General features: G+C 39.7%; 22 protein-coding genes. 4 read left to right on the top strand and 18 right to left on the bottom strand.

Annotated elements, in window-relative coordinates:
- Positions 1-5: 5 nt before the first annotated feature.
- The 12 genes from rpsS to rplI all read right to left on the bottom strand — a co-directional run bounded on the left by rpsS (position 6) and on the right by rplI (position 11,102).
- Positions 6-287: a 30S ribosomal protein S19 gene (gene rpsS, locus EBF12_RS07265; RefSeq protein WP_002956248.1), complete on the bottom strand. Its 282-nt coding sequence runs from the start codon at positions 285-287 to the stop codon at positions 6-8.
- Between the two features lie 11 nt (positions 288-298).
- The gene (gene rplB, locus EBF12_RS07260) at positions 299-1,126 is read right to left on the bottom strand and encodes a 50S ribosomal protein L2 (protein WP_121727068.1); all 828 of its coding nucleotides are present in this window, start codon (positions 1,124-1,126) and stop codon (positions 299-301) included.
- 10 nt (positions 1,127-1,136) lie between these two features.
- Positions 1,137-1,418 carry a 50S ribosomal protein L23 gene (locus EBF12_RS07255; RefSeq protein WP_121727067.1) on the bottom strand — a complete coding sequence of 94 codons (282 nt, stop codon included), beginning with the start codon at positions 1,416-1,418 and terminating at the stop codon, positions 1,137-1,139.
- A complete protein-coding gene (gene rplD, locus EBF12_RS07250) occupies positions 1,419-2,042 on the bottom strand; it encodes a 50S ribosomal protein L4 (RefSeq protein ID WP_121727066.1) in 624 nt (207 codons plus the stop codon).
- A gap of 11 nt (positions 2,043-2,053) precedes the next feature.
- Positions 2,054-2,632 (bottom strand): 50S ribosomal protein L3, encoded by a 579-nt coding sequence (rplC, locus tag EBF12_RS07245; protein ID WP_121727065.1) that lies wholly within the window; start codon positions 2,630-2,632, stop codon positions 2,054-2,056.
- A gap of 25 nt (positions 2,633-2,657) precedes the next feature.
- Positions 2,658-2,969, bottom strand: a complete 312-nt coding sequence (gene rpsJ / locus EBF12_RS07240; protein ID WP_002956243.1) for a 30S ribosomal protein S10 — start codon at positions 2,967-2,969, stop codon at positions 2,658-2,660.
- A 201-nt stretch (positions 2,970-3,170) separates the two neighbouring features.
- Positions 3,171-6,659, bottom strand: a complete 3,489-nt coding sequence (locus EBF12_RS07235; protein ID WP_121727064.1) for an acyl-[ACP]--phospholipid O-acyltransferase — start codon at positions 6,657-6,659, stop codon at positions 3,171-3,173.
- A gap of 86 nt (positions 6,660-6,745) precedes the next feature.
- Positions 6,746-7,753 carry a L,D-transpeptidase Cds6 family protein gene (locus EBF12_RS07230; RefSeq protein WP_121727063.1) on the bottom strand — a complete coding sequence of 336 codons (1,008 nt, stop codon included), beginning with the start codon at positions 7,751-7,753 and terminating at the stop codon, positions 6,746-6,748.
- A gap of 17 nt (positions 7,754-7,770) precedes the next feature.
- Positions 7,771-8,727 (bottom strand): GTPase Era, encoded by a 957-nt coding sequence (gene era / locus EBF12_RS07225; RefSeq protein WP_244196443.1) that lies wholly within the window; start codon positions 8,725-8,727, stop codon positions 7,771-7,773.
- A 41-nt stretch (positions 8,728-8,768) separates the two neighbouring features.
- On the bottom strand, positions 8,769-10,097 hold the full coding sequence (hslU, locus tag EBF12_RS07220; RefSeq protein WP_121727062.1) for an HslU--HslV peptidase ATPase subunit: 1,329 nt from the start codon (positions 10,095-10,097) through the stop codon (positions 8,769-8,771).
- 10 nt (positions 10,098-10,107) lie between these two features.
- Positions 10,108-10,650: an ATP-dependent protease subunit HslV gene (hslV, locus tag EBF12_RS07215; RefSeq protein ID WP_121727061.1), complete on the bottom strand. Its 543-nt coding sequence runs from the start codon at positions 10,648-10,650 to the stop codon at positions 10,108-10,110.
- Between the two features lie 2 nt (positions 10,651-10,652).
- The gene (rplI, locus tag EBF12_RS07210; RefSeq protein WP_121727060.1) at positions 10,653-11,102 is read right to left on the bottom strand and encodes a 50S ribosomal protein L9; all 450 of its coding nucleotides are present in this window, start codon (positions 11,100-11,102) and stop codon (positions 10,653-10,655) included.
- Between the two features lie 58 nt (positions 11,103-11,160).
- Here rplI and EBF12_RS07205 point away from each other — a divergent pair, with 58 nt between their 5' ends.
- Entirely contained in the window at positions 11,161-11,838 is a 678-nt protein-coding gene (locus EBF12_RS07205; RefSeq protein WP_121727059.1) for a M48 family metallopeptidase, read from the top strand.
- Between the two features lie 7 nt (positions 11,839-11,845).
- Here EBF12_RS07205 and EBF12_RS07200 read toward each other — a convergent pair whose 3' ends face one another.
- From EBF12_RS07200 to lolA, 3 genes are read right to left on the bottom strand one after another with little or no spacing between them, the layout of a single operon-like run.
- Positions 11,846-13,450 (bottom strand): bifunctional anthranilate synthase component II/anthranilate phosphoribosyltransferase, encoded by a 1,605-nt coding sequence (locus EBF12_RS07200; RefSeq protein ID WP_121727058.1) that lies wholly within the window; start codon positions 13,448-13,450, stop codon positions 11,846-11,848.
- Positions 13,447-15,030, bottom strand: coding sequence for a chorismate-binding protein (locus EBF12_RS07195; RefSeq protein WP_121727057.1), 1,584 nt, complete (start codon positions 15,028-15,030; stop codon positions 13,447-13,449). Before EBF12_RS07195 ends, EBF12_RS07200 begins: the two co-directional genes overlap by 4 nt.
- Before the next feature lie 23 nt (positions 15,031-15,053).
- Positions 15,054-15,590 (bottom strand): LolA-like outer membrane lipoprotein chaperone, encoded by a 537-nt coding sequence (gene lolA, locus EBF12_RS07190; RefSeq protein WP_121727056.1) that lies wholly within the window; start codon positions 15,588-15,590, stop codon positions 15,054-15,056.
- Between the two features lie 133 nt (positions 15,591-15,723).
- Here lolA and secA point away from each other — a divergent pair, with 133 nt between their 5' ends.
- From secA to EBF12_RS07175, 3 genes are all read left to right on the top strand, one after another.
- A complete protein-coding gene (secA, locus tag EBF12_RS07185) occupies positions 15,724-18,279 on the top strand; it encodes a preprotein translocase subunit SecA (RefSeq protein ID WP_121727055.1) in 2,556 nt (851 codons plus the stop codon).
- The gene (locus EBF12_RS12335) at positions 18,279-19,619 is read left to right on the top strand and encodes an FtsX-like permease family protein (protein ID WP_121727054.1); all 1,341 of its coding nucleotides are present in this window, start codon (positions 18,279-18,281) and stop codon (positions 19,617-19,619) included. Before secA ends, EBF12_RS12335 begins: the two co-directional genes overlap by 1 nt.
- A 95-nt stretch (positions 19,620-19,714) precedes the next feature.
- Entirely contained in the window at positions 19,715-19,960 is a 246-nt protein-coding gene (locus tag EBF12_RS07175) for an RNA recognition motif domain-containing protein (protein ID WP_121727053.1), read from the top strand.
- A 304-nt stretch (positions 19,961-20,264) separates the two neighbouring features.
- On the opposite strand, the gene hypE is transcribed toward EBF12_RS07175, so the two are convergent.
- From hypE to hypD, 3 genes are read right to left on the bottom strand one after another with little or no spacing between them, the layout of a single operon-like run.
- Positions 20,265-21,275: a hydrogenase expression/formation protein HypE gene (gene hypE, locus EBF12_RS07170; protein ID WP_121727052.1), complete on the bottom strand. Its 1,011-nt coding sequence runs from the start codon at positions 21,273-21,275 to the stop codon at positions 20,265-20,267.
- Positions 21,272-22,966 (bottom strand): AAA domain-containing protein, encoded by a 1,695-nt coding sequence (locus EBF12_RS07165; protein WP_121727051.1) that lies wholly within the window; start codon positions 22,964-22,966, stop codon positions 21,272-21,274. The genes hypE and EBF12_RS07165 overlap by 4 nt, the downstream gene beginning before the upstream one ends.
- 9 nt (positions 22,967-22,975) lie before the next feature.
- Positions 22,976-24,091, bottom strand: a complete 1,116-nt coding sequence (gene hypD, locus EBF12_RS07160; protein WP_167444796.1) for a hydrogenase formation protein HypD — start codon at positions 24,089-24,091, stop codon at positions 22,976-22,978.
- Positions 24,092-24,141 lie beyond the last annotated feature (50 nt).

Here is a 24,141-nt window from a genome sequence, read left to right as displayed (position 1 = left end):
TCCCCTTACTTACCAATTTTCTTTTGGACACTGCCTTTATGTCCCTTAAATGTCCGCGTAGGTGCAAACTCGCCAAGCTTATAGCCAACGTGATTTTCAGTAATATAAACAGGCACAAATGCTCTACCATTATGGACATTAAAAGTCAGTCCTATCATATCTGGTAAAATTGTGCTTCGTCTTGACCAAGTTTTGATAGGTTTATTGTCCTTGCCTTCTTTTGCTTTCTCAACTTTTTTGATGAGATAATCATCAACAAAAGGACCTTTCTTAATTGATCTTGCCATACTTCCCTACCTTATTTTTTCTTTCTTGAGATGATTAGTCTATCACTCGCTTTTTTCTTGCGAGTTTTAAAGCCTTTAGCTGGGGTTCCCCACGGAGAAACAGGATGTCCGCTTGAGCCGGTTTTACCCTCACCACCACCATGTGGGTGATCAACGGGGTTCATCGCACTACCACGAGTTTGTGGGCGGATACCACGATGACGATTGCGTCCAGCCTTACCAATAGAGATGTTGGCAAAATCCTCATTACCAACAACACCAATAGTTGCCATACATTCCTCTAAAATGTATCTCATCTCACCACTTGGCATTCTAAGGATAATGTATTTCCCCTCACGCCCCATAATCTGCGTACTCGCACCTGCACTTCTAGCAAGTTGCCCACCAGCACCCGGATGCATTTCTATATTATGCACAATTGTCCCAATAGGTATGCTTTTAAGCTTCATTGCAAAACCTGTTTTGATATCTAAGCCAGATTCAGCTGCAAACACTACATCGCCAACCTTTAACCCACTTGGCTGAATAATATATCTTTTCTCACCATCAACATAATGAATAAGCGCGATACGACAATTTCTATAAGGATCATACTCAATCGCAGCAACCTTTCCTTTAATATTAAACTTATTACGCTTAAAGTCAATGATTCGGTATAGCTTTTTGGCTCCACCCTCTTTATGACGACTTGTAATACGCCCATTATTATTTCTTCCCGCACTTACGGGTAATTTAATAAGCAACCCTCTCACACTCGCCTTGCCGGTAATATCCTTTGAGCTAAGATTGCTCATAAATCTTCGGCTTGGAGTATAAGGCTTATATGTTTTTACTGCCATATCCTACTCCTTATACTGATAGCGCATCAAGTTTTGCGCCCTCTGGAACTTTTACATAAAATTTCTTAAAAGATGTACGCTGACCGATTTTTCCTCTGAATCTCTTCACTTTGCCTTCTTGACGCAAAGAATTGATTCTTACAGGTGTAATCCCAAAATACTCTTTAAAAATCTCTTTAAGCTGGTTTTTGCTTACACTTGTAGCTGTTTGCACCACCAAAACGCCACTTTCTTGGAGAGAAAGAGATTTTTCTGTATAGAGGATTGATTTAATATCTGTAATGTCTGCCATCTATTCCCCCTTCTTATCTGCAATGATTTCATCAAACACTGCTTTTTCAATCACAACTGAACGGAAAGCCGCCACCAAATACGCATTCAGCTCATTAGCATCAGCCAAATAGCATTGTTGCAAATTCCTAAATGCCAAGAAAGTTGGCTCATCACTCATCTGTGCCACAAATAGAGTGCTTCGTTGTTTTAATGCCTTAAACATCGCATACGCATCTTTAGTTTTACCACTTGGCATCGCCACTGAATCCACCACAAACAGCTTACCTTCTTGTGTTTTTTGATACAAAGCACACTCAAGAGCAAGCCGCTTTTGTTTTTTATTAATCTTAAGGTTATAGTTTCTATCATTGCTTGGTCCGTGAGACACACCACCACCAACAAAAACTGGTGAAGTAATACTTCCCGCGCGTGCTCTACCGCCACCTTTTTGATTCCAAGGCTTTTTACCACCGCCGCTCACTTCGCCACGCTTCTTTGCACGAGCATTGTTTGCTCTAAGTGAAGCAAGATAAGATTTTACATACAAATAAAGATTGTGTTCTTTGATTTGCGTATATCTCTCAGGCAATGCGATTTCACTGCTTTGCTGAAGCTTTTTATCTAACAAAATTGCTTTACTCATTCTGTCTTACCTTATTTTATGATTTGTATTCTGCCAAATGCACCATTGAATCCGGCTACTGAACCCTTTAGCACTAAAATAGCACTCTCTTTGTCAAATGACATTACATCATTTTTTGCACTCACTTGTTCATTTCCATAATGCCCAGCCATTTTTTTACCCGGCTGAACGCGTCCTGGCCACTCACGATTACCAATAGACCCTAATCGTCTATGAAATCTACTTCCGTGTGCTGCTGGACCACCTTGAAAATTCCATCGCTTCATCGCACCGCTAAAACCGCGTCCCTTAGTTCTAAAGCTCACTTGAACGCGTTTTGCTTCACCCAAAACACCCGTATCAAGCTCACCTATTTCCTTGTTACTAAGCTTCAAAGTGGCAAAGCGATTAAACTCTTTACTTAAGTTATACTTCTTTTGTTGCCCTGCAACAGCCTTGTTTGTAGCCTTTCCTTGTGAATATGCCACAAGCCCTTTGCCATTTTCATACACCTCGCACACCTTTGCACCAAGCACACGAAGTAATGTTACTGCCTCGCTCTTTGTGCCAATTGTGCGACTCATACCGATTTTTTCAACTATAAATTCCATTCTCAAAATCCTTAATGCTTTGGTATTACTTACTCATAGACATAACTTCGACATCCACTTCAGGTGCCAAATCAAGCTTCATAAGGCTATCCACGGTATCAGGAGTAGCTGACATAATGTCAATAATACGATGATGCACTCTGATTTCAAACTGCTCACGAGAATCTTTGTTGATATGTGGCGAACGAAGAACCGTATATCTCTTCTTTTTGGTAGGAAGTGGCACTGGACCTCTTATCTCTGAACCTGTCCTCTTAACTGCTTCTATGATAGATGCAACGGACCTATCAAGAACCCTATGATCATAAGCTTTGAGCCTAAGTCGTATTCTTTCCATACTTTTTCCTTATCTAAAGAACTCACCAAAATAATTTGATGTTTTTGGCTCGTGATTATAATCAATTTTGAGAAAAAATGTCAAGCACTTTGCCTATTTTTAGACATTTTTCAATTTTTTATCTTCCTTTTTATAAGGATAATTTTGCAAAATTCAAAATCTATCCAATATGTTCAATAATACCTCTATCTTCAATTTTCGCTACCCGCAAAGCCCTTTTGCTAAATCCTTTGCTCCCTTTAAATCGACCTTACCCGAGCCCAGCACAGGAATTGTCTCTACATACAAAATCTTTGAGGGCTTAAAGAGTGTAGGCAGGGCAGAATCTTTTAACGCAGATTCTAGCTTTTGGCATTGCTCTTGCTCCCCACTCACAAGCAGCACTACACTCTCACCCTTTTTGCTATCTTCAAGTGCCACAGCGACATATTTTACGCTCTCATCAATCTCTTCTTTTTTAATAATCTTAGCAATCTCTTCTTCAATCCCCCCAAGGCTCACCATCTCTCCGCCAATCTTAGCAAAACGCGAATACCTATCCACAATATGAATAAAGCCATTGCTATCCAAATGCCCCTTATCTCCGCTCTTATACCACCGAATCCCATCAAGCTCCACAATCACTTCGCGCGTTTTCTCTTCATCATTAAGATAGCCTACCATTACTTGATGTCCGCCAATGAGAATTAAGCCATCTTCTCCCACAGGAAGCTCCTGCATTGTATTTGGATCAACAATCCTAATGGCACTTCCGGGCAATGGCATACCCACACTTCCATCTTTACTTGCCTTATGTAGCTCCCAATTATCTGCATCAAACTCACTTGGCAGATTCACACTTGCCACAGGTGTAGTCTCTGTCGCCCCATAGCCCTCATAAATTTCCTTATTAAACTTCATCACAAAGGCTTCTTTGACATCTTTTTTAAGCTTTTCTGCCCCAGCCACAACAAGCCTTAAAGAATCAAACATCATCTTATCCACCTTACTGTTTCTTGCATAAATCCCCAAAAATGTAGATGTCCCACACATTACACTCACTTTATTTTTTGCTACCGCTTTGGCAATACCCACTGCATCAGTTGGGTCTGCGTGGGTAACTGAAAGCATTCCCTCAAGCAAAGGCATAAGCATTGTAACGGTGAGTCCAAAAGCGTGAAAAGGTGGCAAAGATGAAAGCATAGAATCTTCGCTTCTAGCGTGAATCACATCTGAAATTTGCAAAATATTGCTCATAATATTAAGATGAGAGAGCATAACCCCCTTTGGCTTCCCCTCACTTCCGCTACTAAAAAGAATTGCCGCCACATCGGTATTTTGCACCCCCTTAGCATACAGCCATTTAAGCATAAATGAAGGAAGCAAAATTGCCTGAATCATCTTGCAGATAAAATCTGTCTTGTTTGATTTAACAATGCCGATTAAATCCTCCATATACAGCACTTTCACATTTTGTGGAAAGCTTAAAGCCACCCCCTTACCCTCAAGCTTATCCATAAACTTTTGCGAAGTATAAATAGTCCTAATCTGTGCTGAAGCAATGGCAGCATCAATGGCTTTTTGTCCTGCGGTGAAATTTAGATTCACAATAGTTTTTGTCGCCATAAGCAAAGAGAGATTACACAACGAGCTTGCAAGTGAAGCTGGAAGTATAATCCCCACATTTTGCTCTCCCTTTGTTTGATTGGCAAAAAGTTTGGAGAGAATAAGCGTAAGGCTAAGCATTCTTGTATAGCTCATAGAGCCGCTCATACTATCTACAATCGCCACTTCACTTCCCCATTTTTTTGCAGAATCTATCCACGCCTTGCCAAGCGTTGGTAAGGATTCACACTGAGACTTCCACGCACTAAAAGAAAGCTCAAAAACCTTAGCCTTAACCTGCTGGGCGTTTGAGTGAATATCTAAAGATTCTCCAAAGGCAATGGTAATATTGCGTTTAGCAAAGCTTTTGCGTCTCTCTTGGAATCCTGTGTGGCTACGCGAAAACGCACTCCCCCACAAACCGCGGATATAAAAGGGCAAAATCACTGCTTGATGAGATTCTAGGTGTTTGGCTGCTAACTCAAAGCCACTTTTAAACTCATTCAAATGTCCGTGCCGAGAAATTGACCCTTCAGGGAAAAGGCAGACCATATGCCCCTCTTGCAGTTTTTGTGCGATAGATTCTAATGCCCTTTTACTCCCCGCATTTGAGACAGGAATCACCCCAAAAAAATCAAGGAAAATGCGTATATACCATCTATCATAATAGCTTCGCTCCATTACAAAATACACTTTTCTAGGCAAAGCAAGCTGCACCATCGCCCAATCCACAAAAGAAATATGATTACCTAGCAAAAACACACCGCCCTGTTCGGGTATATTCTCAAAGCCTTCAACATTCAAGCGATAGCGTTGAAAAAAAGCGAGAGTAACAAGCATTCTAACCAAAGAAAAAGGCAGAAGTCTCACAACATAAATCATTCCGCCAATGGCTACAACCATACAAAGATAAAATAAATAGCTCACTTCAATTTGTGCTAATGACGCGATTGTCCCAATGGCTAAGAATCCCAGCATTCCAATATTTTGAATAAAGTTATTCCCTGCCAAAACCTTACCTAGCTCACCCTCTTTTGCGTGAAACTGAATGAGTGCATTAAGCGGTATCACAAACAACGCCCCACCCATACCAAAAAGAAAAAACACAATCGCATAAGGTGTGAGTGAAGAAAAACTTAAAAGCAAAAGTATCATTAGACACACAAGCAAAGCTCCTAAGGGGATAAGACCCGTTTCAATATATTGCTTAGAAAATCGCCCCGCAATAATTGAGCCAACAATAATCCCAAGCCCAGAAAAACCTATAATCATTTGCACCTTGAAAGTATTGAGTTCATTAAACTCGGCTTTCACATAGGTTGGAAATGAGGCGAGTAAAAGCTGTGAGATTGACCAAAATACGGCTATGCCAACGACAGAAAGCCAAATATTGCGATGAGATTGTAAAAGGGCAAGATTCCTCTTCAGCGATTTACCGCTTAAATATGCTTCTTTATCAAAGCTTTCACTGCTACCTTGTGTCATTGTAGGCAAACGATAGCATAAATATAGCTCCGCCACAGCACACGCCATAAGAACAAAACCAAGTGGAGCAATGCTTTGTAAAATCTCACCTTTTGTCGCTAAAAATCCCAAGCCACTTGCACTATACATTGTCTCAAAAAAGAGTGAAAACACACTCATACCTGCCAAAATCGCCACGATAGCCGTTGCCTGCATAGCTCCATTTCCCCAAGCAAGCATATCTTTGCCTGCCAAATCTTTAATAAAACCATACTTCGCAGGAGAGTAAATCGCTGATTGCACCGCCATAAGCAATGTAGCAATAAATGCAAGCCAAAACCAGCCCATAAAATAACACAGCGTAATAAAGCTCACAATCCCCACAGAAAACCACGCACTCACACGCATAACGATATTTTTAGGAAATTTATCAGCCAAGAATCCAGAAGGCGTAAAAAGCAGAATAAAAGGCAGTAAAATAAGGGCGTTAATAATACTTGTAAGCAATGTCAATTCACTGCCATCATAGACTTTATACAGCGTATTTTGGATAGTGATTTTATGCCCCAAATCCACAAAAGCATTAATGAAAGCCACTAAAACAAATGGTGTAAATCCAGCAATTTTCCATAGTTTATTCATAGCACTTCGCTCCTTAATATGATATAGTTTCATTGCAGTTAGACTCTACCTGAATTAAACAAAAAACAACGCAGGATAGGCAGATTCTACCTTTCACTTAGAATCTTCATTTTACCATTCTCCACCACAACATACATATCTTTCTTGCCCACAGAGCTAAAGCTTGGCTTACCTTTAAGTGTGGCTTTGTAATCCTGCATAAAGCTAATGCGATACATATTTCTATGGGCTTCATTTGGATAGATTAAGACATTTACAAGTGAGATTCTAATCACCTTATCTTCATTTTTAGCAAAAATATTTTTCTTATGCTCCCTAAAAGATTTAAAGCTCATACCATCGGGGCGATAGAAGTCCTTTTCATCATAAAAGGCAAGATAGCTTGTCAAATCACTTTTTTGCCACGCATTTTTCCACTGATACAAGCTTGAAAGCACAAGGGCGAGTTCATCAACATCAGCAGGTTTTAACTCCCCCTCATAAGTGATAAGCATTGTTTTTTTCCAATCAATGAGCCTATCATACTTTTTCAACAACTCATTGTCAATGGCAATACAGCCCCGCGTATTCAGCTCTTCCCTATTGCCATTTAAAGGTAATCCGTGAATCCAGATTCCGCCGCCTGTTTTTTTGAGTGATTGATCGTACACATTTGGGTAGCTTGTAGAAAATGCCAAAGGTCCATAGTATTGATCAAGCCCGGTTAATCGTGCATTTAAATCATACGAACCAATGGGCGTTGTCAAATCACCCTCTTTTTTCTTATTGCCCTTACCTTTTGCCACAAGAGCTGAAGAGCTGCCAAGCTCGTGCAATACAGAATCTTTAAATTGATACAAATGCAGTGATGGAGCAGATTTGTTTGATACAAATAAAAATTTCAAATCCTCAAAATACCCATATTCTGTCGCGTTTCCTTTAAGATACTCTGCCCAATATTCTTTGCTTGTCAAATACCCTTCAAGCTTAGATTCTATACTGCCTATGCCATTTTTTTTATATTCATTGACTAATGCTACAAGCTGTGGATCTAGGGCATATACACACCCCACACACATCGCCATACATATAAGCACTTTTTTCACAAATCCCATACTTTTCACTCCTTTATTTATAAAGTAAAATCATACCCTATTTTTTTCAATAGGTCTTTTTGCTTACTCCAGCCTTTATACACGCTCACATCAAGCTTGAGATACACAGACTTTGGGCTTAAAGCTAAAATTTTTTCTCTCGCACATTTGCTAATGCGTTTAATACTAGAACCACCCTTGCCTATCACAACGCCCTTTTGACTTTGCTTCTCCACAATAATTTCCGCAAAAATTCTATCTAGCTTTTCCCCCTCCTCAAATCGCTTTAACATCACATCTGCTTCATAAGGAATCTCATCACTGAGATTCTCAAATAAACTTTCCCGTATCATTTCTTTATAAATTTCTTTAATTGAAGATGGTGTTAGCAACTCATTATCATAATAAAAGGGCGATTGTGGCAGAAAACTCGCAATGCTCTTTAAAAGCAAATCCCTATCAAAACCCTTTTTTACACTAAAAGGCAAAAGGGCTAAAAAATGCTCATCAAATTTTTGATATTCTGCCATTTTTGCGAGTATCGCTTCATTGCTGCAAGTATCACTTTTACTTAAAAGTAAAATATGTTTGCCCTGATAGAGTTCTAAAAAAAGCTGATAATGCTTCACATCATCGGTAATCGGTGCAAGATAGAGTGCCAAATCACAATCGCCCATAGCCTTCAAAGCCTGTGAAAGCATATATTGATTAAGCAGTTTTTCTTGATGATGAATCCCGGGTGTATCTACAAACACTATTTGTGTGTTAAGCGGGGCATAAGGCACAATGATTTGGAGTTGCTTACGCGTGGCGTTTGCTTTATGTGAAACAAGGGCTAGATTTTCCCCTAGAAGATGATTTAAAAGCGTTGATTTCCCAGCATTTGGTCTGCCAAGTGTAGCCACAAACCCAGAACGGGTAGGCAGATTCACACTAGATTCTAAACTCACTTGAGATTCTATATTTTCATAAGATTCTAAACAAGATTTAGACATATAATCCCCTTGTTAATCCCTGCCTAGAGCCACAGAAACGCCTAGAGAATATATCGTGCCAAATCCACATTTTCTACCACATCTCCTAATCGCTCTTTCACCATCTCCGCGGTAATGGTAACTTCCTTGCCCTGATAGGTATCAATATCAAAGCTAATCTCTTCTAGCACTCGTTCAATAGTCGTATGCAACCGCCTTGCACCAATATCTTCTGTGCGTTCATTTGCACTATGAGAGAGCTTTGCTATCTCGCGTATAGCTTCATCGCTAAATTCAAGCCTAATATTTTCTGTATCAAGTAAGAGTTGATACTGCCGCAAAAGTGAGCTTTTAGTTTGGGTGAGAATCTTGTACAAACTCTCTTCGTTGAGTGAATCTAGCTCCACACGCAAGGGAAATCGCCCCTGCAATTCTGGTATCAAATCACTTGGTTTGCTAAAGTGAAACGCCCCTGCGGCGATAAATAAAATATAATCTGTCTTTATCTGCCCATATTTTGTATTGACCACACTGCCCTCAACAATAGGCAACAAATCCCTTTGTACGCCCTCTTTACTAGGATCCTGCCTTGAGCTATCTTTGCTCCCCACGGCGACCTTATCAATCTCATCAATAAAAATTACACCATTAGATTCTGCCCTTTTTAGCCCCTCTGCTCGTATAGCTTCTGAATCTAACACAGATTCTGTGGCTTCATACATCAAAGCTTCTTTTGCCTCTTTGACACTCACTTCCTTTTTAACCTTATCATTTGTAACATTTAGCACCTTAAAAATGGACTCTTGGACTTTTATCATATCTGGTGGCAGATTATCATCGCCCACCTGTGTCTTTTTGCTTATCTCTATTTCAATCTTTAGCTCATCAACCTCACCTTTAAGCACCCTTTGCTTCATTTTAGCAAAGCTTATGTCATATTCATTTTGCTTAGATTCACTCGCCCCTTGCGGCAATGGTGGCAAAAGCTTTTTGGTAATTTTTTCAATAATGTAGTCATTAATCTCCGCTTGTGCTTTTTGTCTATGCTCATTTTCCACAAGATTCACACTCGCTAAAACCAAATCTCGCACCATAGATTCTACATCACGCCCTACAAAGCCCACTTCCGTGTATTTACTCGCTTCTACTTTGACAAAGGGCAATCCCATCATTTTTGCCATTCTCCGTGCAATTTCCGTTTTTCCCACACCTGTTGAGCCAATCATCAAAATATTTTTAGGCGTTATCTCATCTTGCACTTCCTTATCAAGCTTCATTCTACGATAGCGGTTTCTTAACGCAATCGCCACAGCCTTTTTAGCATCATTTTGCCCTATAATATAGCCATCAAGATATTCTACAATCTGCTTTGGTGTCATATTTTCTTTCATTTTTGCTCCATTAAAGTTCTAAGATTCTAATATTTGTATTTGTGTAGATACATAGCTCCCCTGCGATATGCAAAGACTTCTCCACAAGCTCCTTTGGCGGAATCTGCGCGTATCTATCTAACGCCCTAGCCGCACTTAGAGCATAGTTCCCCCCACTGCCAATCGCAGCAATTCTGCCATCTTCTGGCTCTACCACATCACCTGTGCCACTTAAAATATAAATATGTTCGGTATTAAGAACAACCATCATCGCTTCAAGCTTTCGCAAATACTTGTCCTTACGCCATTCCTTGCTAAACTCAAGCACACTCCGCACCAAATCGCCCTTGCGTCCCTCTAAGATTCTCTCAAACATATCAAATAAAGAAAACGCATCAGCCGTGCTTCCCGCAAAGCCACTTAGAATCTGCCCATTATACAAAGTGCGGATTTTTGTGGCATTATTTTTCAATACACAATTCCCAAAGGTTACCTGCCCATCGCCGCCGATAATAGCACATTTCTTCCCTTCAAATTCGCCCTTATAGCCAAGTATGGTTGTCGCTTCAAACATTATTAATCCTTTTGTGCTTTGATAGTGAGTTTAAGCGTAGCATTTATGCTATGACCAAGCTTTACAAGAGCGGAAAAATCGCCAATATGTTTTATTGCCTTATCAATCTCAATATGCTTTTTGTCAATGCTTATCTTATGACTTAGGAGTGCTTGAGCAATCTCATCTTTTGTAATAGAGCCAAAAAGCGTATCATTTGCACCGACTTTTTTCTCTAAAATAAGATGCAAAGATTCTAGGCTTTGCTTTAACTGCTTGAGTTCGGCAATCTCAAGTGCTTCAATCTCAGCTAGTTTTCTTTGCTCTGCCTTATATTTATTAATCACTTCATTTGTAGCGTGCTTTGCCTTGCCCTTAGCAATAAGGAAGTTTTGTCCATAGCCATCTTTGACTTCCACAATCTCGCCTTTCTTACCAAGCCCTTGCACATTCTCTATAAGTAAAACTTTCATAATATTCTCCATTTCGTTATAATGAAAAGGAAAAATTATAACTAAAAGTGGCAATATTATGATAAAAGCTTTACAAAATTCCTATCCCAACGCAAAATCCATTCATATTGAATCTAAAGCAATCGCTTATCCACGCATTGTGATTAAGGCGGATTTATCTCTATATGTGCGTGTGCCTAAAGCCTTTAGCCAAGAGCAGATTCTAGATTTTATCAATACGCATAAGAGCTGGATTCATACCACACTTGCTAAACTTCAAGCACACAAGCAAGATATTGATATTTTTTTACAATCCCACACAGGACAAATCCTTGTCTTTGGAGAGTGGCTAGAATATGACAAGATTCTTTCACAAGCACATTTGCAATCTTTGCAACACAGTCTTAAAAATACCCTACACACTTTGCTTTTAGAATACATCACACAAAGTTGTGCTTTTTATGCTGCAAAAATGGAGCTAGCATATAAGGATATAAAAATCACAAATGCCCTTAGTCGCTTTGGTAGCTGCACTTTTGATAATCGCTTAAGATTCTCATTTATGCTTATTTTTGCGGATAAAAAACTCATTGATTATGTGATTATCCACGAGTTAAGCCATATCGTGCATAAAAATCATTCACAAAGTTTTTGGAATCTTGTAGAGAGATTTTGCCCAAATGCCAAAATTTATCGCAAAGCCTTACGCAAACAAGCGAGATTCTACCCTGCCTTAATGCAAAGGCTTTCTTTATAAGTTTCATTTATTGATGTGATAGCCTAACAAATTCATCTAAAATTTCAAAAACACGCCTAGATTCTAGAATCTTTTGTGCTAAAAAATAGCCCTCCTTTATACTCTCTGCCTTTCCTGCAAGGTATAATCCAGCACCAGTATTCAATGCGACAAGCTGAGCTTTTGGAGAAGAACCCACAGGGGCTTTTAGACTAAAAATATCAAGCGTGATTTGCTTATTTTCCTCACAAGTGCCGCCTTTTAGCACGCTATAAGGGACAAAATCTAGCCCCACAACAGCTGGATTAAACACATAACTGTGAATCTTACCATTATCTAACTCTGTTATTTGTGTGGGGGCGGAGAGTGAAATCTCATCATAGCTATCAAATCCACTCACCACAATAGCCCTTTTTATCCCCAAAATCGCCAAAGCCCTAGCCATAATCTCCGTATAAGACTTATCAAACACACCAATGAATTGATGGGTTACACTCGCAGGATTTGCCAAAGGACCGATAAGGTTAAAGGCTGTCTTAAAGCCCAAACTTGCCCTTGCTGGAGCGGCAAAACGCATAGCAGCGTGAAATTTTTGAGCAAATAAAAATGTAATGCCTAGCTCATTATAAACATTTTGGCAAGTGTGAATCTCCATATTGATATTTACACCCAAAGCTTGAAGCAAGTCAGCCGAGCCAGATTTTGAGGTAATAGCCTTGTTGCCGTGCTTGATGATTTTTACCCCACCAGCTGCAAGGAGCAAGGCACTTGTTGTTGAGACATTAAAAGTCTTATTGGGACTGCCACCTGTGCCAACCATATCAAGTCGCACCTCATCGCTTTTAGGCAAAGTAAAAGAAATTGCCTTTTTCTTTAGCACACTTGCAAATCCAGCCAACTCCTCCTCATTGACACCTTTTATCTCAAGACTTGTGAGAATACTCCCAATTTGAGCATCACTCAAATTCCCCTCTGTAATCTCATCCATCACATCATAAGCTTGTTTGAAGCTAAGATTTTTACCTTGCAATGTGCTTTTGAGATAATCTTTTATGGGGATAATCTCATTTCTATAATGCAAGAAATTCAGCAGCATTTTCTCACCCTCTAATGTGCCAATAGATTCTGGGTGAAACTGCACACCTACAAGATGATAAGATTTATGGGCAATCGCCATAATCTCGCCATCTTCACTCCACGCACTCACTTCTAAGCAATCAGGCAAATCCTGCACTTTTCCTACAAGCGAATGATACCGCACAATAGGCGTGTTTGGCGTGATATTGCGAAAAAGCCCTTTTTGATTATGTTTGAGTGGCTCAACCTTGCCGTGAATGATATTTTTAGCATTGATTATCTCCATACCAAAAGCCGCCATAATCGCCTGATGTCCTAGACAGATTCCAAGAATGGGGATAATACCTTGAAACTCTTTGACAATCTCAATGGAAATACCCGCTTCCTTTGGGCTTTTGGGACCCGGACCAATGATGATATACTGCGGATTCATATCTTTTATATCTTGAATGCTTATCTTATCGCTCCTTGCGACTTGAATAGGAAAACCAAAGCGATAAAAAGCTTGATAAATATTAAAGGTAAAAGAATCATAATTATCAATAAGTAAAATCATTCTATCCCTCCTTGATTTTGCCCCTTTGGCATAAGCATATCTAGCAAAGATTGAATCTTATTTTGTGTCTCAAGGTATTCTGCCCTAGGATTTGAATCTTGCACCACACCAGCCCCCGAACGCACATAATATACACCATTTTGATACACAGCAGTGCGTATAGCAATGGCAAAATCCATATCTTCATTATGCGTAAAATACCCTATCGCTCCGCCATATATACCTCTACGCGTAGATTCTAAAGATTCTATAAGCTCTATGGCTGTAATCTTTGGCGCACCGCTTAATGTCCCAGCGGGAAAGACAGCCTTGAATGCATCTCTTTTTGCAAAATGTTTAGAATCTAGCTCTCCTTGCACAGATGAGACAATATGCATAACGCGAGAATACCGCTCAATCTTATTCCTTGCTACAACGCTCACACCTCCGCCCACACTCACTTTTCCTGCATCATTTCTTGCCAAATCTAAGAGCATTAAATGCTCGGCATTTTCCTTTTCATCACCTAAAAGCTCTTTTTCAAGCTCCAAATCCTCAGCTACACTTTTCCCTCTTGGGCGTGTCCCAGCAATTGGTCGCAGGATAAAATGACTCATATCATCACTTGTTTTTAGGCGAATCATAATCTCAGGGCTTGCCCCCAAAATCACAAAATCATCAAAATCATAATAAAACATATACGGACTAGGATTTTGATGACGCAAATTTCTATACGCTTGAAGCGGAGAGAGAGAAGAGCGGATTTTCATATATTGGCTTGGCACACACTGGAGCAAATCCCCTTTATAGATTGAATCTTTAATTTTTTCTACCATAGATTCATATTCTTGCTGGGAAGTGGCATCTTGTATCTCATAATTTTGTGTCTGTGAATCTTGCTCTAAAGATTCTAATAATGAATCTAAAGATGAATATGCTAATGATTTAAGCTTTGCGGCAACTTGAGTAATCCTTTGTGCCACATCAATGCTTTCTTTTTCATATGCATAGCTCACGCTCACAATATGCAATCTATCAAAAAGATGGTCAAAAATAAGAAAATCTCTCCCAAAGATAAAGCCACATTCAGGTGCATTATACAGCACAGGATTTGTAAATCTCACCTCCTCAATCTCGGCAAAAAACTCATAACCAATATATCCTGCTCCACCAAGCGGCAAGGGTAAATCTAGCGGCAAATGCGGACTTTGCTCGGCATTTGGCTTTGGGGCAAGGCTTCTTACAATAGCCAAATCCTCTAAAAAATCTTGCTTAGAATCTACGCTTTTAGAATCTGCAAAATCCGCCTTTATACCTAAAGATTTTTTTACATCTTCATTACACATATACTCTTGCATCGCTTCTTGCAAAAGCGTTTTGTTACCATTTGCGATAAGATAATGCTCACCCTCTTCCTTACACACCCTAAAGGCTTCATTTAAAATCACAAGCGAATATCTATCCTTACCCGTTTCATTATACGCAGATTCTAAAAGCACCTTTGCTTTAAGTGCAAAAAGCACAGATAAAGGCGTGAGACTATCACACAGCACTTCTTTATGTGCGATTTGTGGCTTATTTTGTGCGTGAAAATCAAACATCACTTTTCCTTTTTTTATCGCAATTATCGCGTTTTTATATCTACAACCTCAACGCCTTTGGGAATGCTAAACTCAAAAATTTTATCTTGAATCTTTGGATTTATCTTTACTTTTGTAAGTTTTAAAATCGTCTTTGACCCCATAGAATCTACAAATTCAATGCGTTCTGGTATGTTATTTTTATCCACAAAAAGCACATATTGTGTGCCTTCAATTTTTGTGTGATATGTGCCATCGGGCTGTTTTTTGGCGGATTTGATAATAGAGATAAAATCCGTCTTCTCTCTTAAATGTGAGCGACTCACCTGCTCAAGACTAGGCTCATAAATAAGCACGGCGTTATCTTTCATATAGATTTCTTTTTTAAGCGGATTTGTATAATCCCATTTGACTTTATTAGGAGCTTTTCCATAGATTTTACCCTCATAATGTGCTGGAATCCCTTCTTCACTGACAATAAACTGCTCAAAATCTGCCTCAATACTTTGGAGATTTTCCCCCAAAGCAAAACTAAAGCTAAAACCCAACAACATCAACACGCAGATTCTAAAAACTTTCATCTTTTTGTCCTTTAATCTTTGTTTTAGGGCTGGGATTTTACCCAAAGTATGTTAAAAGTATGCTAGAATACTTCCCAATTTTTAAGGTTTGCTAAATTTTAAACCAAAAACTTTTCATACCAAAGGCTTTTCAATGCTAAAATCTCTCGTTTCAAAAATACTTGGCTCACGCAATAATAAACTTATCAAACTCTACACCAAAGAGGTGCAAAAAATCAACGCTTTAGAATCTAGCTACGCTTCGCTGAGTGATGTAGAGCTACAAAATGCTTTTAATGAACTCAAAACGCTTGTGCAAAATGGCGAATCTTCACTCCAAGATGTTTTACATAAAAGCTTTGCTATCACGCGTGAGGCGAGCAAACGCACACTTGGTATGCGGCATTTTGATGTGCAGCTTATCGGCGGTATGACGCTTAATGATGGACGCATAGCGGAAATGAAAACAGGAGAAGGAAAAACGCTTGTTGCTACCCTTGCAGTGTGCTTAAATGCACTTTGTGGGCGAGGGGTTCATGTAGTAACTGTGAATGACTACCTTGCCAACCGCGATGCTAGGGAGCTAGAGCCATTGTATAACTTTCTTGGTTTTAGTGTGGGGATTATTACAAATGATTTGCGTGATGATAATGCACGACTTGAAGCTTACAGGGCTGATATTGTCTATGGCACAAATAATGAATTTGGCTTTGATTATTTGCGTGATAATATGAAATATGACCTTAGCCAAAAAGTCCAAAGGGAGCATTATTTTGCCATTATTGATGAAGTAGATTCTATTCTTATTGATGAGGCAAGAACACCCCTTATCATCTCCGGTCCTGTTAATCGCACACTAGAGCATTATCAAATCGCCAATAGCGTAGCCCAAAAGCTCAAAAATGAAACAGACTTTACCATAGATGAGAAAAATCGCGTGATTTTACTCACTGAAGAGGGGATTAAAAATGCTGAATCTTTATTTAAAGTAGATAATCTTTATAGCATAGAAAATGCTACCTTATCCCACCACCTAGACCAAGCTTTGAAAGCAAACTATCTTTTTATTAAAGATAAAGACTATGTGGTGCAGGATAATGAAGTGGTGATTGTTGATGAATTTACCGGGAGACTAAGTGAGGGCAGACGCTTTAGCGAGGGGCTACACCAAGCCATTGAAGCAAAGGAAAAAGTGGATATTAAAGAAGAAAGCCAAACCTTAGCTGATATTACATTCCAAAATTATTTCCGTCTCTATGAAAAACTCTCCGGTATGACAGGAACAGCACAAACCGAAGCTACTGAATTTTTACAAATCTATAATCTTGAAGTGGTGAGTATCCCTACAAATGTCCCTGTGCAACGCAAGGATTTAAATGATTTAATTTATAAAAGCGAAAGAGAGAAGTTTAATGCTGTTATAAGCAAGATTGAAGAGTTACACAAAAAAGGGCAACCCGTGCTTGTAGGGACAGCAAGTATTGAAAAGAGTGAGATTCTCCACGAACTCCTAAAAAAATGCAGAATCCCACATACAATTTTAAATGCTAAACAGCACAGCAAAGAAGCAGAAATCATTAAAGATGCAGGGGTTAAAGGAGCAGTAACCATTGCTACAAATATGGCAGGACGCGGTGTTGATATAAAAATCACAGACGAGATTAGGGAGCTTGGAGGGCTATATATCATCGGCACAGAGCGACACGAGAGTCGCCGCATTGACAATCAGCTACGCGGTAGGGCTGGAAGACAGGGCGATCCGGGAGTGAGCCAATTTTATTTAAGCCTAGAAGATTCACTGCTTAGAATCTTTGGGAGCGATAAGATTAAAGGCATTATGGAGCGGCTAGGCTTGAAAGAAGGCGAACATATAGAATCTGGACTTGTTACACGCTCGGTGGAGAGTGCGCAAAAAAAGGTGGAAAATCTCCATTTTGAATCTAGAAAGCATTTGCTTGAATATGATGATGTGGCAAATGAGCAAAGAAAGGCGGTGTATAAGCTAAGAAATGAGCTACTAAGTGAAGATTTTTCCCTTGAAGAGCGTATCAAAACAAACCGCGAACTCACCGCACAAACCCTGCTCTATAAAGCACAGATATTACCCGGTGATGATAGTGCTAATTTTGATTTATCTTCTCTCCAAGCACAGCTGAGTGAAGAGCTAGGACTGAAACTAGAATCTTGTGAAAACCTAAGCTATGATGAGCTTTTGGAAAAAATTATTACGCAAATGAGCCAAAGCTATGAAGAGAAAATGTCAAAGCTAGAATCTGCCCAACGCGCACAGATTGAGCGTATAATCTATTTACAGGTGCTTGATAGCTCTTGGCGAGAGCATCTCTACACAATGGATAATCTCAAAACCGGCATAGGCTTAAGGGGCTATAATCAAAAAGATCCATTGGTGGAATACAAAAAAGAAAGCTATAATCTCTTTTTGGAATTTATAGAGAATCTAAAAACCGAGACAACAAGAATGCTTCATATTATTCAGTTGCGAGAGCAAGAGGAGAAAGTTGCTGATAAAATGCTCCAAGATATGCAAGAAGAACTCAATGAAGATTTACAAACTTTTGAAGCACAAGATTCAAGTTCAAAGCCCCAAAAAGCAAAAATCTCTCGCAACGACCCTTGCCCTTGTGGTAGTGGCAAAAAATACAAACTATGCCACGGCAAGAGCGGACCAAAAAAAGGGCTACTTGCTTAATGAAAGCTTTGATTCTCTATTTACTGCCACGATATTTACGCTTTGATAAGACACAGCCTTTTATCTCTATCACGGCACTTTTAGCGTTTTTTGGCGTTGGCATTGGTGTAATGGTGCTGTGCGTGGCGATGGCTATAATGAATGGAATGACAAAGGAGTTTGAACGCAAACTTTTTGTGATGAATTACCCTTTGAGCGTGTATTCTATGACTTATGCGGGTGTTGATGATGAGATTTTGCAAGCTTTAAAGAAGCAGTTTCCGCAATTTCTCTTTAGCCCATATTTGCGTTATCAAGCTGTTGGCAAGGTGGGCAACACAATGAATGCGGCAATGGTCTTTGGCGTAGATATGAATGCAGAATCTCAAATCAATGAAGTGGTAAGAAAGGCTCTAGAATCACAAGAGATTTTGCAAGATTCTGCAGAATCTCAAAGCTTCAATGTTTCTCAAAAAACAAATAACACGCAAGATTCTAGCCAAACGCTTAAAAACACACCGCAACATATAAGGGAGCAAAATATCCTTGCTTTTAGTCAAAAAGAGTTTTCAATCCTTATTGGCAAGGGCTTTGAAGAAAATTTTGGCTTAGAAGTTAATGATAAGCTTGATTTATTTTTCACACAACTTGAGCCTTCCGGCTTTGGCTATACACCTATTACAAAACGATTTAATGTTGCTGGATTCTTTGAATCTGGGCTTAGGGCGTATGATGAAGCCTATACTTATACAAATCTAAGTGCTTTGCAGAAAATCCGCAGACTGCCACCGGGCATTTATGATGGTATCCATATCCACACGCCAAAACCTATGGAGGATATTACGCCTATCCGCAACTTTTTAGAGATAGAGTTTCCACAAAGGGCTGGGATTGAGGGCTGGTGGCAGCAAAATGGCAATTTTTTCTCTGCTATGGAGCTTGAAAAACGCGCTCTTTTTATTGTGCTTATGCTCATTATTGTAATGGCTAGTTTAAATATTATTAGCTCATTACTTATGGTTGTGATGAATCGTAGAAAAGAAATCGCCCTGCTTCTCTCGCTTGGTGCAAGTAAGCAGGAGATTAAAGGAGTGTTTTTCTGGGTTGGCAACACTATTGGCTTAAGCGGAATAGTGCTGGGAATAGTGCTTGCTGGTGTAGCATTATATGTGCTAGATACTTTTCCTATCATTTCCCTACCCGCTGATGTGTATGGTAGCTCAAAACTTCCACTTGACTTATCATTGCTAGATTTTTCACTCACCATTCTTGGAGCAATAATCATCGTCTGCCTCTCATCATATTATCCTGCAAAAAAAGCATCTATGGTGGATACCTTGCAAGTTTTACGCAATGAATGATGTAAAGTGTGCTTTTTAAGAGATTTGTAAGTAAATAAATCTTAGCATAGCACACGCCCAAGAAATGCGGGTATCACTTTATTTTAGGAGTTCCTTTGAAAACACTTTATGTAGGAAATTTGGTCTATGCTGTTACACGCGATGAACTCAAAGAGTTATTTTCTCAATTTGGCGAGGTTTTTTCTGTAAAGCTTATTAATGATAGAGAAAGTGGAAAACCAAAAGGTTTTGGTTTTGTTGAAATGGAAGATGCCGATGCGTTAAAAGCCATTGAAGTACTTAATGAAAAGGATTTTCTCGGACGCAATTTGCGGGTAAATGAAGCACGACCCAGAGAATAAAAGGACTTTACCTTTCTTAAATCTATAACGCTTTTGTCATTACGAGTTTAAGCAGAATTAAGTGTCTATGTTTTGCTACAAAAAGCTCACTTAAGAACACTGCTCGTGCGTAAGCACTTAGTCCAAACCTGCAAAACAAAAAGCAAACTCCCTGAAAAGCACCCAAGAGACACCGCTCTGGCAATTCTAAGATTTTTGATGATAAATGGGGGTTGTAAGAAAAAGTGCAAGGGAGTTTATTAAACATAAATGACCGCAGTGATTTTTCGTAGCTTCCCCATTTATTGCAAAAAGCTGAATTGCTTTAGCAGATTCTAGGTAGCAGCTCCCCTTGTGGATATTCCACATATCGCCTCGCTCCCCACGCATTAGAGAGAATCACACGAGCATTTTTGGCATTATCCGCCTTTTTGGTAACCCGCCCTATCACACAAGCATTTTTACCAAGACTATGAGAACGCAGGATTTGCAAAATTTTTTGGCTCTCCCCTTGTGGTGTAGCTATCACACACACACCTTCATTTGCAAGGCTTAATGCCTCTAGTCCTAGTATCTCACACACACCCTTCACTTGTGGCAAGATAGGAATGCTTGGCTCATTGATTTCTATCTCCACACACGCAGTGTTTGCCCATTCATTCAGCACCGCTGCTAATCCCCCTCTTGTCGCATCACGCATACTATGAATCTTGCATTCCTTCAACCCCTCAAGCATTGGGTAAAGCTGAACGCAATCGCTTTGCAAATCGCTTTGCAAATTTATCTCATTTCTTTGGCAAAAAATCACCGCGCCGTGTGTGCCAATAGCTCCACTTACGATAATCTCATCGCCTAGTGCTAGATTTTTCACACTATATTCCGCATTGTGAATCTGCCCCACTGCTGTGGTATTAATAAAGATTTTATCTGCACTTCCCTTTGGCACGACTTTTGTATCCCCAGATAGAATCTTTAGCCCACCTATAAGGGCTTCTTGCTTAATGGAATACAAAATCTTTTTTAAAGATTCTATACTAAAGCCCTCTTCAAGTATGAAGCCTAGTGTAAGATACATAGGCTTTGCCCCACGCATTGCCACATCATTGCTTGAGCCACATACACAGAGTTTGCCAATATCGCCACCGGGGAAAAAAATCGGGCTAATCACATAGCTATCCGTGCTAATAGCTAAAGGCATTTTGCTTTCAAACACACCAGCATCTTCACCATTATGCACAAGCACTTCACCCAAAATCTCATATATAATCCCCTCTATAAGCGAGTTAGATTCCAATCCTCCGCTGCCGTGAGAAAGCATAATTTGTGTTTGTTTCATAATATATCCTCTAAAGTAATAAGTTTAGCTTGTTGCAATATCGCATAAAGTAGCTGTCCTTTTTGCCTACTCCAAAACGCATAATCACATACAATAAAAAGTCGCTTTTTTACACGCGAAATAGCCACATTCAACGCATAAAGCGCGTGAGTTTGATGTGAGTTTGTCAAATGATAGTGCAAACTCACCGGAGAAAACACGACATTATCAAACTCCTGCCCTTGCGAACCGTGAATGGTAAAAATCCTATCTCGTGGAATCTTAAATCCAAGTTTTTGTCTCTGTTTGACAAAAGGTGTGATTATAGCATACTCACTTGCCTTAAGCTTTGTGCTTAAAATCTCACATACCATTACTTCACTTTGACTTATTTGTGTCTCTCCCTCTTGCTTTGCCCCACTATCAATAGCAAAAATCTCCATAGGCTCATCTTTGCCCCTTAGCCCCATATGATATACATATTTATCTAGAATCTGTGCGAGATTGTCCCCATAGCGATGTGTGCGACTTAAGCCCACACAACACATCTGCTTAAAAGATGGGATATTGCCACTCCTTTCATATTCTTGTGCTAATTTTTTAGGCATATCTCCGTTAAAAAAAGATTCTAAAAACAAAGCAGAGAGATTCCACGCAAAAGCATTTTCATTCTCTTTTTGCAAAAGAGCATTTTTAGGCATTTCACACACCGGAGAGAGCTGCTTATGATCACCAAAAAGTGCTAGTGGTGTGCCCTCCACGCATAACGCACAAGTCTTAATAAGCGGTGCATACGCACATTCATCTAAAAAAACATGGCTAAAACTTAGCTCCAAACTCTCATATCGTTTAATAAAACCATCAAGTGTTACTCCCACTACACACGCGGTTTTCAAACGCGTTTTCAGCGTATCTTGAAAATTAAAAAGATTAGTAGAACCCTTTTGTTGCAAAAGGCTAGGATCACAAGTCTGCCAATACGCATTCATATAGCCCATAGTAGGTGTGCCAAGCCGTAAAATACTGCTCCGCTCTAACCCTAGCTCATCAAACTGCCTAATAAGCGTAACAAGCACCTGCTCTAGGGCATTGTTTGTTGTGGTTACAACAGCTACCTTTTTACCCTGCCTCATATAATGCAGCAACGCCTCAAATAGCACCTTTTGTGTTTTGCCCGTTCCCGGTGGTCCCCACACATAGCTTAAAGGCTCACTTAGCACCATTTTTAGAGCATTATTTTGCTCATCACTCAAAGTTGGAATAGGGCTTATGACACTAGATTTGGTATGCGGGGATTGCAGTTGTGTAGGTAGCCTGAGCCTATCGCCAAAATTTTCAAAAAATTCCTCCACATTTTTTACCAAAAACTTCAAATCACTAAAAAGTCTAAGCTTTTTTAGATTCTTGTTAATATGCCCTATGAGCGTGGAATCTAGGGCAAGATAGATGACTTTTTGACGCTCATCATAAAATTGCAGCTCAATGCCCTCTCCCTCTGCTATCATATAATGCGTAGAATCCACCTCTAAAATCAAAGCCGCACTTAGCTTTAAATCCATATCCGCCACATTCCCTCTAAGCGATAAGACAAGCACAGATTCTTGCAATGTAGATGAACTAATGGGAACTTCACTCAAGCCAAGATTGTGAGATGAAAGATAGGCATAATACTCTTTTGCCCCATTACACAGCCGCTCTTTTAGCTCACTCATAGCCTAGCCTTATTGCAATGCACCATATTTATAATATGCCGCACACGCTCCCTCACTGCTTACCATACAGCTCCCTAGAGGGTTGCTTGGCGTGCAGGCTTTAGCAAAAACCTTACAATCAAAAGGCTTTGCCACTCCACGCAGTATATCACCACAGCGACAAGCCTTATTATCCGCCACAGAATCTTTACTCAAAATCTCATCAAACACCACTTCAGCGTCCATATGTGCGTATTGCGTTTTTAGCCTTAATGCAGAATCTGCAATGTTGCCAAGCCCACGCCATTGAAAAGATTCACGCTTGGTAAAATATTTCTCCACCAACGCTTGAGCTTTGAGGTTGCCCTGATAACTTACCACGCGTTTATATTGAATCTCAAGCCTAGCTTGATTTTCTACCTTTTGTTTCACAAGCTTATACACACTCTCCATCATATCCACCGGCTCAAAACCACTCACCACCGCAGGAATACGATATTTCTCTACAATATCTTCATAAATCTTTGCTCCACTTATCACGCTCACGTGAGATGGGGCGATTAGGGCATTAATGCGTGAGTTTTTAGAATCTAAAATCGCACATAATGGCGGGGGAACAAGCACGTGATTGATATGAAAAAATAAATTTTTTACATTCTCCTGCAGGGCTTTTTCTATCAAAGCAGCACTCATAGGTGTTGTTGTCTCAAAGCCTATGGCAAAAAACACAACCTTTTTGTGCGGATTTTCTTTTGCAATCTCTAGGGCTTGAAGGGGTGAATACAAAAACTGCACGCTAGCCCCCCTTGCTCTTGCATCTGCTAAACTCCCAAAAGAACCCGGAATCTTAATCATATCGCCAAGACTTAATAAAATTGTGTCTTTTTGCATAGCAATGTCATAGGCTTGATTAATACGATTTTTAGGCATTACACACACAGGACAGCCCGGTCCGTGGATAAACTCAATATTTTTTGGCATAAGTTGGTTTAAACCATAACGCATAATTGTATGCGTGTGTCCGCCACACACCTCCATAATCACAAGCTTTTCTCTCAATCCTTGTGAAAGAATGGCAATTTTTTTAGCAAAACCCTCAATCACATCTTTGTCGCGAAAATTCTCAATTAAATCTAAAGTTGGCATATCACACTCCATATTTTTAACCCTTTTTAAATATGTCTTTGCTTTTTAGC

This window comes from Helicobacter labetoulli, assembly GCF_003670275.1.
Taxonomy (GTDB): domain Bacteria; phylum Campylobacterota; class Campylobacteria; order Campylobacterales; family Helicobacteraceae; genus Helicobacter_C; species Helicobacter_C labetoulli.
Note: the sequence above shows the minus strand (reverse complement) of the source record. Positions and strands in the feature narration are given on the sequence as shown.

Excerpts from the sequence above, each read along its gene's own strand:
- hslU (WP_121727062.1), bottom strand. The coding sequence starts at position 10,097 with ATGAAAGAAAATATGACACCAAAGCAGATTGTAGAATATCTTGATGGC.
- EBF12_RS07205 (WP_121727059.1), top strand. The coding sequence starts at position 11,161 with ATGATAAAAGCTTTACAAAATTCCTATCCCAACGCAAAATCCATTCAT.
- rpsJ (WP_002956243.1), bottom strand. The coding sequence starts at position 2,969 with ATGGAAAGAATACGACTTAGGCTCAAAGCTTATGATCATAGGGTTCTT.
- rplD (WP_121727066.1), bottom strand. The coding sequence starts at position 2,042 with ATGAGTAAAGCAATTTTGTTAGATAAAAAGCTTCAGCAAAGCAGTGAA.
- rplB (WP_121727068.1), bottom strand. The coding sequence starts at position 1,126 with ATGGCAGTAAAAACATATAAGCCTTATACTCCAAGCCGAAGATTTATG.
- EBF12_RS07255 (WP_121727067.1), bottom strand. The coding sequence starts at position 1,418 with ATGGCAGACATTACAGATATTAAATCAATCCTCTATACAGAAAAATCT.
- rplC (WP_121727065.1), bottom strand. The coding sequence starts at position 2,632 with ATGGAATTTATAGTTGAAAAAATCGGTATGAGTCGCACAATTGGCACA.
- hypD (WP_167444796.1), bottom strand. The coding sequence starts at position 24,091 with ATGCCAACTTTAGATTTAATTGAGAATTTTCGCGACAAAGATGTGATT.
- EBF12_RS07235 (WP_121727064.1), bottom strand. The coding sequence starts at position 6,659 with ATGAATAAACTATGGAAAATTGCTGGATTTACACCATTTGTTTTAGTG.
- rplI (WP_121727060.1), bottom strand. The coding sequence starts at position 11,102 with ATGAAAGTTTTACTTATAGAGAATGTGCAAGGGCTTGGTAAGAAAGGC.
- secA (WP_121727055.1), top strand. The coding sequence starts at position 15,724 with ATGCTAAAATCTCTCGTTTCAAAAATACTTGGCTCACGCAATAATAAA.
- lolA (WP_121727056.1), bottom strand. The coding sequence starts at position 15,590 with ATGAAAGTTTTTAGAATCTGCGTGTTGATGTTGTTGGGTTTTAGCTTT.
- rpsS (WP_002956248.1), bottom strand. The coding sequence starts at position 287 with ATGGCAAGATCAATTAAGAAAGGTCCTTTTGTTGATGATTATCTCATC.
- hypE (WP_121727052.1), bottom strand. The coding sequence starts at position 21,275 with ATGAAACAAACACAAATTATGCTTTCTCACGGCAGCGGAGGATTGGAA.
- EBF12_RS07195 (WP_121727057.1), bottom strand. The coding sequence starts at position 15,030 with ATGTTTGATTTTCACGCACAAAATAAGCCACAAATCGCACATAAAGAA.
- era (WP_244196443.1), bottom strand. The coding sequence starts at position 8,727 with ATGTCTAAATCTTGTTTAGAATCTTATGAAAATATAGAATCTCAAGTG.
- EBF12_RS07200 (WP_121727058.1), bottom strand. The coding sequence starts at position 13,450 with ATGATTTTACTTATTGATAATTATGATTCTTTTACCTTTAATATTTAT.
- EBF12_RS12335 (WP_121727054.1), top strand. The coding sequence starts at position 18,279 with ATGAAAGCTTTGATTCTCTATTTACTGCCACGATATTTACGCTTTGAT.
- hslV (WP_121727061.1), bottom strand. The coding sequence starts at position 10,650 with ATGTTTGAAGCGACAACCATACTTGGCTATAAGGGCGAATTTGAAGGG.
- EBF12_RS07230 (WP_121727063.1), bottom strand. The coding sequence starts at position 7,753 with ATGGGATTTGTGAAAAAAGTGCTTATATGTATGGCGATGTGTGTGGGG.
- EBF12_RS07165 (WP_121727051.1), bottom strand. The coding sequence starts at position 22,966 with ATGAGTGAGCTAAAAGAGCGGCTGTGTAATGGGGCAAAAGAGTATTAT.